Annotated in this window: 14 protein-coding genes and 1 tRNA gene; 5 read left to right on the top strand and 10 right to left on the bottom strand. The window is 60.5% G+C overall.

Translation table 11 applies throughout. The features are described from left to right. The 4 genes from ACIQ36_RS11015 to ACIQ36_RS11000 all read left to right on the top strand — a co-directional run. Window positions 1-1444 (top strand): cryptochrome/photolyase family protein (locus ACIQ36_RS11015; protein ID WP_395829135.1); only part of this gene is annotated, 1444 nt, incomplete at its 5' end. A 1-nt stretch (window position 1445) separates the two neighbouring features. Then, window positions 1446-2783, top strand: coding sequence for an NAD(P)/FAD-dependent oxidoreductase (locus ACIQ36_RS11010; protein WP_395829133.1), 1338 nt, complete (start codon window positions 1446-1448; stop codon window positions 2781-2783). 11 nt (window positions 2784-2794) lie between these two features. After that, window positions 2795-3610: a DUF1365 domain-containing protein gene (locus ACIQ36_RS11005; protein WP_395829131.1), complete on the top strand. Its 816-nt coding sequence runs from the start codon at window positions 2795-2797 to the stop codon at window positions 3608-3610. Between the two features lie 7 nt (window positions 3611-3617). Next, window positions 3618-4853, top strand: coding sequence for a class I SAM-dependent methyltransferase (locus ACIQ36_RS11000; protein WP_395829130.1), 1236 nt, complete (start codon window positions 3618-3620; stop codon window positions 4851-4853). Here the strand turns inward: ACIQ36_RS11000 and ACIQ36_RS10995 are convergent. Then, window positions 4839-5453, bottom strand: coding sequence for a LysE/ArgO family amino acid transporter (locus ACIQ36_RS10995; protein WP_395829128.1), 615 nt, complete (start codon window positions 5451-5453; stop codon window positions 4839-4841). The genes ACIQ36_RS11000 and ACIQ36_RS10995 overlap by 15 nt on opposite strands. 75 nt (window positions 5454-5528) lie before the next feature. Here ACIQ36_RS10995 and ACIQ36_RS10990 point away from each other — a divergent pair, with 75 nt between their 5' ends. Next, window positions 5529-6107, top strand: coding sequence for a helix-turn-helix domain-containing protein (locus ACIQ36_RS10990; RefSeq protein WP_395829126.1), 579 nt, complete (start codon window positions 5529-5531; stop codon window positions 6105-6107). Window positions 6108-6232: 125 nt separating this feature from the next. Here ACIQ36_RS10990 and ACIQ36_RS10985 read toward each other — a convergent pair whose 3' ends face one another. The 9 genes from ACIQ36_RS10985 to ACIQ36_RS10945 all read right to left on the bottom strand — a co-directional run. Next, window positions 6233-6631: a VOC family protein gene (locus ACIQ36_RS10985; protein ID WP_395829124.1), complete on the bottom strand. Its 399-nt coding sequence runs from the start codon at window positions 6629-6631 to the stop codon at window positions 6233-6235. Window positions 6632-6755: 124 nt separating this feature from the next. After that, the gene (locus ACIQ36_RS10980; RefSeq protein ID WP_395829122.1) at window positions 6756-7505 is read right to left on the bottom strand and encodes a DUF6270 domain-containing protein; all 750 of its coding nucleotides are present in this window, start codon (window positions 7503-7505) and stop codon (window positions 6756-6758) included. 5 nt (window positions 7506-7510) lie between these two features. Beyond that, window positions 7511-7981, bottom strand: a complete 471-nt coding sequence (locus tag ACIQ36_RS10975) for a nucleoside deaminase (RefSeq protein WP_395829120.1) — start codon at window positions 7979-7981, stop codon at window positions 7511-7513. After that, entirely contained in the window at window positions 7978-8811 is an 834-nt protein-coding gene (trpA, locus tag ACIQ36_RS10970; protein ID WP_395829119.1) for a tryptophan synthase subunit alpha, read from the bottom strand. Before trpA ends, ACIQ36_RS10975 begins: the two co-directional genes overlap by 4 nt. Further along, a complete protein-coding gene (trpB, locus tag ACIQ36_RS10965; protein ID WP_395829117.1) occupies window positions 8811-10028 on the bottom strand; it encodes a tryptophan synthase subunit beta in 1218 nt (405 codons plus the stop codon). The genes trpA and trpB overlap by 1 nt, the downstream gene beginning before the upstream one ends. Window positions 10029-10069: 41 nt before the next feature. Next, window positions 10070-11956, bottom strand: coding sequence for a potassium transporter Kup (locus ACIQ36_RS10960; protein WP_395829115.1), 1887 nt, complete (start codon window positions 11954-11956; stop codon window positions 10070-10072). Between the two features lie 160 nt (window positions 11957-12116). Beyond that, window positions 12117-12203: transfer RNA gene (locus ACIQ36_RS10955), tRNA-Leu, on the bottom strand. Between the two features lie 144 nt (window positions 12204-12347). After that, entirely contained in the window at window positions 12348-14465 is a 2118-nt protein-coding gene (locus tag ACIQ36_RS10950) for a PAS domain-containing sensor histidine kinase (RefSeq protein ID WP_395829113.1), read from the bottom strand. A gap of 214 nt (window positions 14466-14679) precedes the next feature. After that, window positions 14680-15482 (bottom strand): putative PEP-binding protein (locus ACIQ36_RS10945; RefSeq protein WP_395829111.1); only part of this gene is annotated, 803 nt, incomplete at its 5' end.

Genomic DNA, 15482 nt, shown 5'->3' with positions numbered 1-15482 from the left:
TCGTCAAGATCTGCGGATCGGGGATAATCCCGCCCTATCGGCGGCGCTAGCACGTGCGCGCGACGGCGGACACGCGGTCGTGGGTTTTTATTGCTTAGACGAAACAAGTGCGAGTTCTCGCTCCTTTGGGGGCGCTAGCCGCTGGTGGCTGCACCAGAGCTTAACCCGCCTCGCCGAAGCGCTTGCCGCCCATAATATCCCGCTGATTCTCCGAAAAGGCCCGGCGGAGGTGCTGGTTCCGGCGCTGGTGCGGGAGACGGGCGCGCGGCATCTCTACTGGAACCGCCAGTACGAAGCCCCGTCGATTGCCCGCGATACCGCCCTGAAAGCCGCGCTCACCGCCGAGGGAATAACGGTCGAAAGCAGCAATGGGCTGCTGCTCGTTGAACCCTGGGAGGTCAAAACCGGCCAAGGAACGCCGTTCCAGGTTTTCAGCGCCTTTTGGCGGGCTGCCCGGCCCATTGCCGCCGCCCAGGCCCCGCTGCCCGTGCCGTCGCCCCTCCGTCTGCCCCCGCCCCCGCCCCTCGCAGCGGATACGCTCGAAAGCTGGGGGCTTCTCCCCACGGCCCCCGATTGGGCCGGAGGCTTGCGCGATCATTGGACACCGGGGCCTGCGGGCGCTTTCGACCGGCTCGACCGGTTTTTGCAAAACAGGCTCGCGGCCTATGCCGACGCCCGCGACCGCCCGGATGTAGACGGCACCAGCGCCCTCTCCCCCCATCTGCGCTTCGGCGAGATCAGCCCGCGTCAAATTTGGGCCGCGCTCGACCAGGCCTGTGCCGGGGACCTTGGCGCGCGCGGCCCCGAGAGTTTTTCGCGCGAACTGGGGTGGCGCGAGTTCAGCTATCACCTGCTGTTTCACCAGCCGCAGATTGCGAGCAAGCCGCTTCGTAGCCAATTCGAAGCCTTCCCCTGGCAACCCGACGCCCAGGCCCTGCGCGCCTGGCAGCGCGGCCAAACCGGCTACCCGATTATCGACGCGGGCATGCGCCAACTCTGGCATACCGGCTGGATGCACAACCGCGTGCGCATGCTCGTCGGCTCCTTCCTGGTCAAACATCTGCTCCAACCGTGGCAGGCGGGCGAGGAATGGTTTTGGGATACGCTGGTCGATGCGGACCCGGCCAGCAACCCGGCAAGCTGGCAGTGGGTTGCGGGCTGCGGGGCCGATGCCGCGCCCTATTTTCGCATTTTCAATCCGCTGCTTCAGGGCGAAAAATTCGACCCCGACGGAACCTATGTCCGTCGCTGGGTGCCGGAACTCGCCTTGCTCCCGGATGCGTTCATTCACAAACCCTGGGAGGCACCGGCGCTCGTTTTGCGCGCGGTCGGCCTTCGATTGGGTGAAACCTACCCCACCCCGCTGGTCGATCTGAGTTATGGCCGCGACCGCGCCCTCGCGGCTCTCAAAAGCCTCACCCCGCCCCAAGCCGAAAGCGTCTAGCATGCTCCTAAGTGCCCCGTCTGCGCGTATCGCTATTATTGGCAGTGGAATTTCCGGTCTTGGGGCCGCCTGGTCATTACGTAACCGCAATATTACGCTTTTCGAACAGGATAGCCGCCCCGGTGGTCATTCGAACACGCTTGATATGGTCGTGGCGGGCCAGACGGTTCCGGTGGATAGCGGTTTTATCGTGTATAATGAACGCAATTACCCGAATTTAACTCAGTTCTTCCGGCACCTTGATGTCGAAACCGCCGCGAGCGACATGAGCTTTTCGGTTTCGGTGGATGCCGGGCGGTTGGAATATTCGGGCAATTCCGTCGCCACCCTGTTTGCCCAAAAGCGGAACCTCGTGAACCTGCGGCATTGGGGCATGATCCGCGATATTCTGCGCTTTTTCCGCAATGCCACGGCGCTCTTGGATCAACCGGAGGCCGATTCGCTCAGTCTGGAGGAATTTCTGAAGCAGGGCGGTTATGGCCAAGCCTTCATTCAGGATCACCTGCTGCCCATGGCCGCCGCCATCTGGTCGGCCCCGATGACGACGCTGCGCGGCTTCCCGGCGCATCGGTTTGCGCGCTTCTTCGCCAATCATGGTTTGCTCAGCGTCAACGACCGGCCGCAGTGGCGCACGGTGACGGGGGGCAGTCGCACTTATGTGCGCCGCGTCTTGGCCGATTTACCGGCTGGGGTTATTGTTAATTGCGGAATCGAAACAATTAGACGCAGCGATGCAGGCGTGGAGATTCGGCGGGGCGGCGCCTGGGAAACCTTCGATCATGTAATCTTGGCCTGCCACGCCGATCAATCCTTAACCCTGCTCGACGATGCCGATACAACCGAATGGGGGGTGCTAGATTCCTTTCGCTTCCAGCCGAATATCGCCTATCTGCACCGTGACGCGCGCCTGATGCCGCGCCGCCGCCGCGCCTGGGCCAGTTGGAACCACCTCTCCCGCACGGTGCCCGGTGGGCGCGACGAGGCGGCGGATGTTTCCGTCACCTATTGGATGAACCGGCTGCAACCGCTGCCGACCGAAACCGATATCTTCGTAACGCTCAACCCCTTGACCGAACCCGATCCGGCGCTGACGCACGCGCGCCTAACCTACGATCACCCGATTTTCGACCAAGCCGCCGTTGAAGCCCAAGCCCGCCTAACCCATTTGCAAGGATACCGAAATATCTCCTATGCGGGTGCCTGGACGGGCTACGGCTTCCATGAAGACGGGTTGCGCTCCGGGCTTCAGGCGGGGCTCGCGCTCGGCGGGGTCGTGCCGTGGAGCGTGACCGGCCGAAGTGAAACCGGCACGGCTTTGCTCGCCCAAGCGGCGGAATAAGAGATCGCAGAATGCTGCAGACCTGTTTTTATCGCGGAACCGTAACCCACACCCGGCTACTGCCCTTCCGCCATCAGTTTGCCTATCGCGTCTTTTCGGCGCTCTTCGATCTCGATGCGGTTGCGCAACAAAGCCGGAAAAACTGGTTTTTCTCCCATAACCGCTGGAATATTCTCGCTTTCTTCGACCGCGACCACGGCGGGCGTGACGGCAGTTCCCCCCGCGCTTGGATCGACGGCATCTTGCGCACCAACGGCTATGCGCCCGATGGCTGGCGCGTGTGGCTGCACTGTTTTCCACGATTATTCGGCTATGTGTTCAATCCGCTCTCGATTTACTTCTGCTGCGATTCCGCCGGGGTTCTTCGGGTCATTCTGTACGATGTGCGCAATACATTCGGCGATAAGCATGGGTACTTGATTCCCGTGACCGAGCCGGACGGCCCCATTCGGCAGACCTGCGCTAAGGGCTTTCACGTCTCGCCGTTTTTCCCGGTAGAGGGGGCCTATCGCTTCGACCTTATGCCCCCCGACGCCCGCTACACGGCGCGGATCAGCCTGGAGGCAGAAGGTAAGCCACAGTTTTTCGCCACGCAAACCGGTGAACGCCGCCCGTTCTCCGACCGCGAGATCATCAAACTCGTCGCGCGTCATCCGTTGATGACACTCAAGATTATCGGGGCTATTCATTGGGAAGCGCTTTGGATTTGGCGGAAAGGCGCGCGCTTCTACGGTCGCCCGACCCCACCCAAGACGGAGGTAACGGCGATCATCCCCATCGATCCGCCTTCGAAACTCGTGCGACAACCGCAAACTTTAGCCGGGTGAGGGCATCATGAGCGACAGCATGTATCAAAACGCCACGCCCGAGACGCCCGGTCTACACCTCAGCCCGCCCTCGGCGCGGCTGCCGGCACGGCTCAAGCCGCTGATCCGGGCGAAGGATCGTTTTAAAACCGGCACGATCACGGTCGTACTCCCCAATGGGCATAAAATGACGATTCGCGGAGAGGAGCCCGGCCCTACCGCAGAACTGCATTTGCACCGCCGCCGCTTCTTCCGCCGCGTGTTGATGGGGGGGCATTTGGCGTTTGCCGAAGCCTATATTGATGGCGATTGGGATTCGCCCGATTTGGCCGCCCTAGTCTCCTATTTCGCGCAGAACGAAGCCGCCCTATCGATCGACGGGCATTGGTGGGCGCGCGCGCTCAGCCGGGTGGTGCATCGCTTCCGTGCCAACAATAAGCGCGGTTCGCGGCGGAATATCGCGTTTCATTACGATCTCGGAAATAATTTTTATAAGGAATGGCTCGACCCGAGCATGACCTATTCCTCGGCGGTCTATGCGACCGGCGCTGAAACGCTGGAGCAGGCACAGACCGAAAAATACGCCCGCATGGCGGCGAAAATCGCACTCAAACCCGGCGATCATGTGCTGGAAATCGGCTGTGGCTGGGGTGGTTTTGCTGAATTGGCGGCGCGGCAGGGGGCGTTTGTCACCGCGCTCACCCTCTCGAAAGAACAAAAAGCCTATGCCGAGGCGCGGCTTGCCGCTGCCGGGCTCGCGGATCGGGTGGAGGTCCGCCTTCAGGATTACCGCGATGTGACCGGCAGTTTCGACGGCGTTGTGAGCATCGAGATGATCGAGGCGGTCGGCGAAGCCTATTGGCCGGTTTATTTCGAGACCATCCAGCGGGTTTTGAAGCCGGGCGGGCGCGCTGCTATCCAAGCGATCACCATCGAAGCGTCGCGGTTCGAGCCCTACCGCCGCTCGCCCGATTTCATTCAGCGCTATATTTTCCCCGGCGGGATGCTGCCGACCATTGAACGTTTGCAGCTGGAAACCGCGCGAGCTGGTCTCGCCTGGGAAGCGCTTGAAGCCTATGGGCGCGACTATGCCCGCACCCTGCGCCTGTGGCGGGAGCGGTTTGAAGTCACCTGGGACCGTATCGCCCCCTTAGGCTTCGATGAGCGTTTCCGCCGCACGTGGCGCTATTATCTGGCCTATTGCGAAGGTGGTTTCGATGCCGGATCGATTGACGTGGTCCAAATCGGCTTACAGCGGCGTTAGGACAAGTGATAGGCCGAGGCTGGCCATCACCAGAGCGATGATGCCATCGAGCACGCGCCAGGTGCCGGGGCGGGCGAACAGCGGGGCCAACCAACGCGCGCCCAAGGCCAGCGCGTGAAACCACAGGAACGAGGCCAGCATCGCCCCGCCAATGAACCACCAGCGCGTCTCCCACGGATAGCGCCCGGCGAGACTGCCGAGCAGAACCACCGTGTCGAGATAGACGTGAGGGTTCAATAAACTGACCGCCAGGGTCGTCGTCAACGCCGCGCCAAGCGTCGGCACGGTCGCGCTTTCGGTCGTGAGCGCGGCGGGGTTTATCGCCCGTTTCAACGCCAAACCGGCGTAGGCGAGCAGAAACGCCGCGCCCGCCCACCGCACAACGAACAGCAGCCCCGGCGTTTGTTGCACAAGCGTTCCAAGCCCTAGGCTGCCTGCGAGAATCAGCAGCGCATCAATAGAAAAGCATAGAAACGCGATGGGCAGCGGATGGTGGCGGCGCAACCCCTGGCGCAGCACGAAGGCGTTTTGTGCGCCAATGGCGATGATTAGGGAGCCGCCTAAACCGAAGCCCGCCCCAAAGATATCGAGGGTCTGCATTGCCAAACTGTTCCGTATCGGTCATTATTATGAACCGTTTTAGTATAATGAACAAAATGGGTCAATATATTATCCATGCTTGATCCCGACCGCCTCGCCGCCGCCCTTGCCGTTAATCTGCGCGACCATCGCACGCGCCAGGGCCTAAGCCTCGACCAACTGGCGAAACGCGCCGATGTCTCGAAAGGCATGCTGGTGCAAATCGAAGGCGGCAAAACCAACCCGTCCATCGCCACCCTCTGCCGGGTTGCCAATGCGCTGACCATTCCCGTGGCAAGACTCTTGGAACTGGCGGAAACCCCGCCCGTGCGCATTGTGCGCAAAGCCGATGTGCCGCGCCTCTGGCACACACCCGAGGGCAGCGAAGCGCGGCTGCTGATGAGCACGGATGGCCAAGAATATACCGAACTCTGGGACTGGGTTCTGGCCCCCGGCGACGCCTTCGACGGCGACGCGCATCCCGCTGGCGCGCGTGAAATTCTCTCGGTCCGGGCAGGCCGCTTGACCCTTACGGTGGGCGAGGAAACGCCGGAAATTGATGCGGGTGACACGCTTCTCTTCCGCGCCGACCGCCCCCATCGCTACGCCAACCGAGGCACAGACCCCGTTTGCTTTACAATGGTGGTGGTCGAGCGCTCGAACGGCGGTCGTTAGAGCGTTCTTCGTTCGCTGTGGCTCACGACAAACGCTCTAACTCTTTATTGTTTAGCAAATGCGTCGTCGCGGGTGCCAGCGCGTTTGACGCGCAAAGCGCGTCGGGCACCCGCTCGGGATGTGCTCTAAGCGGTTTCGGCGGGTAAGGGCGCGCAGAGCTCGACCATAACCCCGTTTAAATCTCTTACAACGGCCATCATCTGCCCCTGCGCATTCAGCCTAGGCTCCTTGATTGGTGCCGCCCCAGCCAGCAGCGCACGAATATAGGCGGGCAAAACCTCCACCCGTTCCAAGATCAACTCAACGCCAGGCGGCGGCACGTCCGGGCGCAACGGGGTGAAAGGATGACCCAGGGCCTTTGCAGCGGCCTCCGACAGAAAGCTGATAATCATTTTTCCGGAAATCAAATCAACCGCGCCGCTCGCCCGAGCCTCTCGATGCTTTTGAAACCCAAAGGCGGTTTCGTAAAAATCCACCGTTGCCGCCACGTCGGGAACATAGAGAACAATATAGCCCAGCGCCATGCACGATCTCCTTGCGCGTCAAGGCACAACTATCAAACAAATATTTTTTCATATACTAAATTATAGGTTGTTGTATTAAAGTTTTAATCGTATTTAAATCGCTCTATCCAAGCAAAAGAACACATTAAGAAATTTCTGCAGCTACAATGGCGCGCGCTAAGGCGTGATAATAGTCAGCAGTAAGATGCTGCGGTGCGTCGCCATAGGCGTGCCCGCGCTGCGCGACAACGGGGACCACGGGCGTCACCACTGTCACCTTTGGACAGGTGCGGGCTATCGCATGAACCCGTTGATAGAACTCGGTATAGTCCAGCACATCGTGCGCCGCCACCGGCTGCCCATCCTCAAAGGTCTCGGCCAAGCGGAATTCATGGACGATAATGCGGCAGCGCGGGTTAAGCGCGTGAACCTTATAGACGAACGCATAAAAAGCGTTTTCCCACAGTGTCAGATACCCGTCCGCGTCTGCGTGCCCATTCGGCGGGCAGCGGTGAAGGATATATTTTTCGGGCACCACCGCAGGGTTAGCCTGGGAACTCAAACAATATTGCTTAAAGGCGCTCCGCGTATCGTGGGGTTCGATGATCGGGTGCCCGTCGCCTAAAAAATCCAAATAGAGAAAATCGATAACGGGCAGATAGCGGCCCCAGAAGTCCTTGCGGAAATCCTGCTCGATCCAGCGCCGCTCATGCTCGGGCAGGTTCGGCGACAGCCACTCCGGGTCGGGCTCCAGCGGCTGCGAAATGAGGGAGATGATCGACGTGCGCTCGAAGTCAAACCGGAGCAGCGGCAGATCCGGTGCCGCGTCCGGCAGGCCGCTATTGGCAAAGGCAAGGCGCGTCGCGCAGGTTCCAATGAGCGCGCGCGTCGGCATTCCCGCTAATACCGGATCTTATCATCCTTCCGCTCCCACTCGTCGAAGGCGGCTTTAGCGCGCGCCGCGTCGAGTTGGGTGGTCGGAATCGACCGGGCGTCGATGGGTTTCGGCAGTTCTTGGTAGAGAAACTCGTCGTCAAACCCAATCGCCGCCGCATCCTGGCGGGTATTGCCGTAGTAGATGCGATCGAGCCGCGCCCAATAGATGGCGGCAAGGCACATCGGGCAGGGCTCGCAGCTCGTATAGATTTCGCAGCCGCGCAGATCGAAGGTGCCGAGTTCCTGGCAAGCGCGGCGGATGGCCGTCACTTCGGCATGGGCCGTGGGGTCGTTGCTGGACGTAACCTGATTCCAGCCCTCGGCAATGACCTTGCCGTCTTTCACGATCACCGCGCCGAACGGTCCGCCCGCGCCTTCGCGCATGCGGCGGACCGAAAGATCTATGGCATGGCCCATGAAATCGGCGGGCGTCATGCGGAAACGCTGGCCCGCGCGGTGCGCACACCGTTTGCGAGATCCCCCACCAGGGCCAGCGTCTGCGGCACGGTCTGCGGCGTCGCTTTCCCGTCTTTGAGACTATCGGCCAAACATTGCACAATGGACGAGCCAACCACGGCAGCATCAGCGACGCGCGCCACGGCCGCAGCGGCGGCGGGCGTGCGGATACCGAAGCCCACGGCAATCGGAAGGTCCGTCGCCGCGCGCAGGCGGCTCACCGCGTCCGCAATCGCCTGATCGGTGGCCGACGCCGCGCCGGTGATCCCATTGATCGAGACGTAATAGACGAAGCCGCGCGTATTGCGCATCACGGTTTGCAGCCGGTAGGCGTCGGTCGTCGGTGTCACCAGCCGGATGAAATCGAGCCCGGCGGCTTGCGACGGCAGGCAAAGCTCGCCGTCTTCTTCCGCCGGAAGATCGACGATGATGAGCCCATCGACCCCAACGGCCTTGGCCCGCTCCAGAAACGCCGGAACCCCCATCGAATGGATGGGATTGTAATAGCCCATCAGCACGATCGGCGTGGTTGGATCGGTCTCCCGGAAAGCTTCGACCAGCTTTAACGTCTTCGCCAACGTCTGCCCGCCCGCGAGCGCGCGCAGATTGGCCGCCTGAATGGCGGGACCATCGGCCATCGGGTCGGTAAAGGCCATGCCGAGTTCGATGATATCCGCCCCCGCCGCCGGCAGGCCGCGCAGCAAAGCGAGGCTGGTGTCGTAATCGGGATCGCCGGAGGTGACGAAGGTGATAAGCGCCGCCCGGTCTTCGGACTTCAGGCGCTGAAAGGTCGCATTCAGGCGGCTCATTACAAACTCACTCCTAGCGCGCGGGCGACGGTGAAAATATCCTTATCGCCGCGACCGCAGAGGTTCATCACAATGATCTTATCGCGCGCCATCGTCGGGGCGATTTTGACCACTTCGGCCAGCGCATGGGCGGGCTCTAGCGCCGGAATAATGCCTTCAAGCTTAGAGAGCATTTGGAAGGCATCCAGCGCTTCCGCGTCCGTCACCGAATGATATTGAACGCGGCCAATATCGTGGAGATAGGAATGCTCCGGCCCGATGCCGGGATAATCGAGGCCCGCCGAAATCGAATGCGCGTCGATGATCTGCCCGTCGTCGTCTTGCAGCAGATAGGTGCGGTTGCCGTGCAGCACCCCTGGCCGCCCCCCCGTGAGCGAAGCCGCGTGACGGCCCGTATCGACCCCCTCGCCCGCCGCTTCCACGCCGATCATGGCAATGTCGGTATCGTCCAAGAACGGATGGAACAGGCCGAGCGCGTTGGAGCCGCCGCCAATCGCGGCCACCAGCAGATCCGGCAGACGGCCTTCCTTCGCCATAATCTGTTCGCGGGTTTCAATCCCGATGACCGATTGGAAGTCGCGCACCATCATCGGGTAAGGGTGCGGGCCTGCCGCCGTGCCGATGACGTAGAAGGTATCATCGACATTCGTCACCCAGTCGCGCAGGGCTTCGTTCATCGCGTCTTTCAGCGTGCGCGAGCCCGATTCGACGGCCCTGACTTCCGCGCCCAACAGGCGCATGCGGAAGACGTTCGGCTGTTGGCGCTCGATATCAACCGCGCCCATATAGACCGTGCAGGGCAGACCAAACAGCGCCGACACCGCCGCCGTCGCAACGCCGTGCTGACCCGCGCCGGTTTCGGCGATGATGCGGGTGCGGCCCATGCGTTTCGCCAGCAGCACTTGGCCCAAGCAATTATTGATCTTATGCGCGCCGGTATGGTTCAGCTCGTCGCGCTTGAAGTAGACCTTCGCGCCGCCGAGCTTTTCCGTCAGCCGTTCGGCGAAATAGAGCGGGCTGGGGCGGCCCACATAATCGGCGAGGTAATAGTCCATCTGCCGCTTAAACTCAGGGTCGGCCTTAGCGGTCGCATAGGCTTTTTCGACGTCCAAGATGAGCGGCATCAGGGTTTCGGCCACATAGCGCCCGCCGAAAATGCCAAAATGGCCGTCGGCATCGGGGCCGGTACGGTAGGAATTGGGCAGCGGGCGCGTCATTACAGCGGAAACTCCGAATCACAAAAAAGAAAGGCGACTGATTACAACTCGATCTGCGTGCCGAGTTCAACCACGCGATTGGCGGGGATTTTGAAGAAGTCGGTCGCACTCACGGCATTCTTGGCCATGCTGATAAACAGTTTCTCCCGCCACCGCGCCATCCCCGGTCGAATGGTGGAAATGAGCGTTTCGCGCGACAGGAAGAAGCTGGTGTCCATCATGCTGATCGGCAAGCCCAATTCCTTACAGCGCTGCAATACCGCCGGCACGTTGGGGTCTTGCGCAAACCCGTAGCGCACTTGAATGCGGAAGAAATTCTGATCCAAAGGTTGCAGCACCAGCCGGTCGCGTTCCGACACATAGGGCACGTTGTCGGTGCTCACGGTCAGCAGAATCACGCGCTCGTGCAGAACTTTATTGTGCTTGAGATTATGCAGCAGCGCATAGGGTACCTGCTGATTATTGGCGGTCATGAACACCGCCGTGCCCTGCACGCGCGTGGTTTTGCTGCTCGATTGCCGCGAGAAGAAGGAGGCCAGCGGAATCGTGCCTTCCTGCAAACGTTCCGCCACAATCTCGCGCCCGCGCTTCCAGGTTGCCATCAACGAGAACAGCATCGCCCCCATCACCAGCGGGAACCAGCCGCCATCGAGAATCTTCAGGGAGTTCGCGCCAAGGAAAGCGAGATCGACGACGAGAAACGGCCCGACGACCAACAGCGCTAAGCTGCGCGGCCACGCCCATTTATGTCGGACGATGACATAGGACAGCAGGGCCGTCATCACCATCGTCCCCGTCACCGCGATCCCATAAGCCGCCGCGAGGTTAGAGGAAGATTGGAAGGAAACGACCAATCCGATGACGATGACGTACAGCCCCCAATTCACCTGCGGAATGTAAATCTGCCCAATAGCCTGCTCGGAGGTGTGTTGCACGTCCATGCGCGGCGAATACCCAAGCTGCATCGCCTGCCGGGTGATCGAAAACGCGCCCGAAATAACAGCCTGACTGGCGATCACCGACGCGCAGGTGGCCAATAAGACCATCGGGTAGAGCGCCCACGACGGGAAAGCGAGATAGAAGGGGTTTTCCAACGCCGCCGGATTGTGCATCAACAGCGCGCCTTGACCGAGGTAGTTCAAGATCAGCGCGGGCATGACGAACCAAACCCAGGCCGCCACAATCGGCTTGCGCCCAAAGTGCCCCATATCGGCATATAGCGCTTCCGCCCCGGTCAGCGCCAGCACCACCGCGCCCAGCGTAAAGAACCCGTAGAACTGATGATGGATAAAGAATTTTACGGCATAGGAGGGACTCACGGCGAGCAGCACGCGCGGATTATCGATGATCTGATAAATCCCGCAGAGCGCCAATGCCAAAAACCAAAGCGCAACAATGGGGCCGAAATAAGCCCCCACCTTCTCGGTGCCGCGTTCTTGGATCATAAACAAGCCGGTTAGCAAAATAAGCGTAAAGGGTACTACGAACGGCTCAAACAAAGGGGTCGCTATCTTCAACCCTTCCATCGCCGACAGCACCGAAATCGCGGGCGTAATCACGCTATCGCCATAGAAGAGCGAGGCCCCGAACAGGCCGAGCGCCACGAGCGTTCCGGTCCCATAGCGCGCCTTTTTGACGTGCCGCAGCGCCAAGGCCAGCAGGGCCAAAACCCCACCTTCGCCCTCGTTATCGATGCGGGTGACGAACACCACATATTTGATCGTCACGACAAAGGTGATCGACCAGATAATGAGCGAGAGAATGCCAAGGATATTATCTTCGGTCAGCGGCAGCGCGTGATGACCGGTAAAACATTCCCGCAAAGTATAGAGGGGGCTGGTGCCGATATCGCCGAAAACGACCCCAACGGCGGCAAGAGCCAGCTTGAACAGGGTTGCCTTACGTTCGTCTGCCGCGCCATGCACCATGCTGGATAAGTTCCTTACCGATACTTGCTCTCGACGATGAAACTCGGGCTGAACCGGGCCGCCGCCTCCTTAAAAAGGCGGGGGCAATGTGCGCCCCAGCGGGCACGAATGCAAGTACCGGGGCAAAGACTGCGCCCCTATCCGATCCAAACCATGCTGTTGGTGCCCACTGCCGGACTTGAACCGGCACGGCCTTGCGGCCAACGGATTTTAAGTCCGGTGCGTCTACCGTTTCCGCCAAGTGGGCTGACCTATACGGCTTTAGGCGGCGGAGACTAGGGCAAATCCTGCGCGGGTGCAACCATCGGAAACAGGTCAATTGTCTGCACTCAGAAGCGCTTAGGAGAACTGCCCTAAGCTTGGGAAACCGCTTTTGGGAATCATGCCGCGCTTACGCCGGGCTGCGCGCTTCAAGATTGGGCGGATGCGGGAACCAAGCGCGGACCACCGTTCCCGCCCCTACTTCACTTTCAAGCGTTAAGCTGCCGCCATGCCCCTCGAGCAGGCCGCGGACGATGGACAGGCCAAGGCCGGTCCCGCCGTCCGCCGTTGTTTGCGCGGCCTCGACCTGCACGAACGGCTGAAGGATAGCCTCCTGCATATCAGAAGGAATGCCAATGCCATTATCCCGCACGGTTAAGGTCACGCCGCTCCCGTCCGGGGCAAGGACCGCCTTGACCGATATGATTCCGCGCGCACCTTCGGGCGGCCGCGTGAATTTGACGGCATTGCTGAGGAGATTGAGCAGAATTTGCCGCAACGCCCGCTCATCGGCATAGACCGCCAACCCCTCCGGGATTTTCGCGACCAGATCGACGCGGGCTTTGTCGGCGCGCGGGGCAAGCAGGGTTAACGCCTCCTGCACAGGCCCGTCGAACAAAAGCCACGTTGGTTGCAAATCGTAGCGCCCGGCTTCAATCTTCGCAATATCGAGAATATCAGCAATCAGATCCAGCAGATAGCGGCCCGACGATTGAATAGCGCGCAGATACTCCAAATGCTTCGGCGCGACCGTGCCAAAATAACCGCCAATCAGCGCGTCGGAAAACCCGATGATGGCGTTCAGGGGCGTGCGTAGCTCGTGGCTCATATTCGCCAAGAAGGCCGATTTTGCCCGATTTGCTTGCTCGGCCTCGTCTTTCGCTTTGGCGAAAGCATTGGCTGTACGGATCAAATCGCCCACGTCCGTGTAGGTCGAAAGCGACCAGCCGCTCGCCAGCGGCTCGTGACGGCACTCGACATAGGTGCCGTTGCTCAGTTGGCGAATGAACTGAAGCCGTTGGCCCTTCTCCCAACTATCGAGGCGCGCTTGAATATGTTCAGCGTCGACCATCGGGCCCAGGCGGCCCAGTTGTTCGGCCATCGCATAGAGATCGCGCAGCGTAAAGTTCAGGTAGGAGCGATCGGGATCGTACCCGAAAATATCCAGATAGCGCCGGTTATAGAGTAGAATACGCCCCTCGGCATCGAACATCACGATGCCCTGGTTCATATGGGCAAGCGCGGCCTCCAGCTTGGCATTGCTGGCGCGCAAAGCCGCATCCTGGGCGTCCAAACGCTGCCTGTTGCGCTCGACGCGCGTCAGCTGCACCATCAGCGCAACCCCCAGCACCAAGACGACCAGCGAGGCGGCATAGGCGACAATCCAGGCATTCCGCGCACTGTCGCGCACGGCGGCGAGCGCCTCGGCCGGACGGAAAGCGAAAAACAGATCAAGCTCGGTCGTGCGCAGCGGAATGCGCCAGATGATTTCTTCCCCCAGCTCCACACCGGCCAGCACCCCAGTCGGCAAAACGCCTGTCGCAGGGGAGTTATTTGAACCGGCGGCACCAGTGAGCGCCACGGGCTTTCCGGCCTGCAGGCCTGGACGCCCCGGTTTCAGCACCACCGTCGCAAGCCCGTCCCGCCCCAGCAGGCCGAGGCGGCCGTCCGGCCCCAGTTGATCGGCAAGTTCGGCTGGAAGCAGCCGCTTTAGGTCCAACGTGACCAAAACAACCGCCCGCGCGCCCGTCCCCTCGGATCGAACCCAGCGGGCCAGGGTAACACGACCGGGGCGTCCCATCTGATCGACGGCTTCCACGGTAAATTTTTCAGTCGAGATGGGAATCTGATAGAGATCGGAACTCAAGGGATCGTGCAGATCCTCCCCCCAGCGTCCCAAAACCTGGCCATCTGGCGAAAGAATTATGGCCCCGGTCGCCGCGTCCAACGCCCGGATCAATGGGCCGATCTGTTTATCCAGCGGCAACAGCGTATTCGATGGGGGAAGGGTAAGTTGCGGGCCGAGCAGTTGAATCGCTTGATCAAACTGGCCAAAGGTTTGGTCGATCAACGAGCGTAAGGAGCGCGTCGTCATATCCGCCGCGCGCGAGGTTGCGAGCTGCGCGGTATCCTCATTGCTGCGGATATTCACCGAGGCTTGTAAAAACACGGCTGCGATGAAGGCGAGAGTGCCGAGCACCGTTCCGGCCCGCATCAGGAAAACGCGATGGGCACTGCCGGTCGTCATACGCCCTCCTTCGCTTGTTCCATCTGCCTTTCGAATTTAGCCACAAGCCTAAGGCTTTGAATATAAACAAATACTTAACGTGACTCGATATATTTTTTAGGAATATTGAACCTGTAAAAATATTTCGTAAATTAAATCCACTCAAAATAGAATAACAGGGGCATCAGCAAAAGAAACGGGAGCCGTTTTGCGACTCCCGTTTGAAGAATGAATATTATAGGTTGTCCTTATTGAAGCTTACTGCGAGCGCCGCTTGCGCCGCCGCTAATCGGGCGATGGGCACGCGATAAGGCGAACAGGACACGTAATTCAGTCCCACTTTCTGACAGAAAGCGATGGAGGCCGGATCTCCCCCATGCTCGCCGCAGATGCCGAGTTTCAGATCGGCGCGGGTCTTGCGCCCCCGTTCGGCGGCGATCTGCACCAACTCGCCGACGCCTTCTTGATCGAGCGAGACGAAGGGGTCTTCTTCAAGAATGCCTTGGCGCAGATAGGATTGCAGGAAGCTGCCCGCATCGTCGCGCGACAGGCCGAAGGTGGTCTGGGTTAGATCATTGGTGCCGAAGCTGAAGAATTCCGCCGATTCGGCGATTTTCCCGGCTTGCAGGGCCGCGCGCGGCAGTTCGATCATCGTGCCGACGAGATAGGTGAGTTTCACGCCGGACGCCGCCGACACTTCACCCGCCACCCGGTCAATCACCGCTTTCAGCAGATCGAGTTCCTTGCGGGTCGACACCAGTGGAATCATCACTTCCGGCTCTACGGTCGCGCCGCTGGTCTTTTGCACTTCGACCACGGCTTCGAAAATCGCCCGCGCCTGCATTTCGTAGATTTCAGGATAGGTCACGCCGAGGCGGCAACCGCGATGGCCGAGCATCGGGTTCGATTCATGCAAAGCCGAACCGCGCGCTTTAACGAAGGCGAGATCTTTGCCCGACGCCACCGCGACTTCCTGCATTTCGGCTTCCGTGTGCGGCAGAAACTCGTGCAGGGGCGGATCGAGCAGGCGGATCGTGA

It is taken from the genome of Elstera sp., from assembly GCF_044372965.1.
In the GTDB taxonomy this organism is placed as follows: domain Bacteria; phylum Pseudomonadota; class Alphaproteobacteria; order Elsterales; family Elsteraceae; genus Elstera.
This window is presented reverse-complemented; position numbering and strand designations above follow the sequence as displayed.

What these genes read in the sequence shown, in the direction of transcription:
- ACIQ36_RS11010 (WP_395829133.1), top strand. Translation starts at nt 1,446, where the DNA reads ATGCTCCTAAGTGCCCCGTCTGCGCGTATCGCTATTATTGGCAGTGGA.
- ACIQ36_RS11005 (WP_395829131.1), top strand. Translation starts at nt 2,795, where the DNA reads ATGCTGCAGACCTGTTTTTATCGCGGAACCGTAACCCACACCCGGCTA.
- ACIQ36_RS11000 (WP_395829130.1), top strand. Translation starts at nt 3,618, where the DNA reads ATGAGCGACAGCATGTATCAAAACGCCACGCCCGAGACGCCCGGTCTA.
- ACIQ36_RS10995 (WP_395829128.1), bottom strand. Translation starts at nt 5,453, where the DNA reads ATGCAGACCCTCGATATCTTTGGGGCGGGCTTCGGTTTAGGCGGCTCC.
- ACIQ36_RS10990 (WP_395829126.1), top strand. Translation starts at nt 5,529, where the DNA reads ATGCTTGATCCCGACCGCCTCGCCGCCGCCCTTGCCGTTAATCTGCGC.
- ACIQ36_RS10985 (WP_395829124.1), bottom strand. Translation starts at nt 6,631, where the DNA reads ATGGCGCTGGGCTATATTGTTCTCTATGTTCCCGACGTGGCGGCAACG.
- ACIQ36_RS10980 (WP_395829122.1), bottom strand. Translation starts at nt 7,505, where the DNA reads ATGCCGACGCGCGCGCTCATTGGAACCTGCGCGACGCGCCTTGCCTTT.
- ACIQ36_RS10975 (WP_395829120.1), bottom strand. Translation starts at nt 7,981, where the DNA reads ATGACGCCCGCCGATTTCATGGGCCATGCCATAGATCTTTCGGTCCGC.
- trpA (WP_395829119.1), bottom strand. Translation starts at nt 8,811, where the DNA reads ATGAGCCGCCTGAATGCGACCTTTCAGCGCCTGAAGTCCGAAGACCGG.
- trpB (WP_395829117.1), bottom strand. Translation starts at nt 10,028, where the DNA reads ATGACGCGCCCGCTGCCCAATTCCTACCGTACCGGCCCCGATGCCGAC.
- ACIQ36_RS10960 (WP_395829115.1), bottom strand. Translation starts at nt 11,956, where the DNA reads ATGGTGCATGGCGCGGCAGACGAACGTAAGGCAACCCTGTTCAAGCTG.
- ACIQ36_RS10950 (WP_395829113.1), bottom strand. Translation starts at nt 14,465, where the DNA reads ATGACGACCGGCAGTGCCCATCGCGTTTTCCTGATGCGGGCCGGAACG.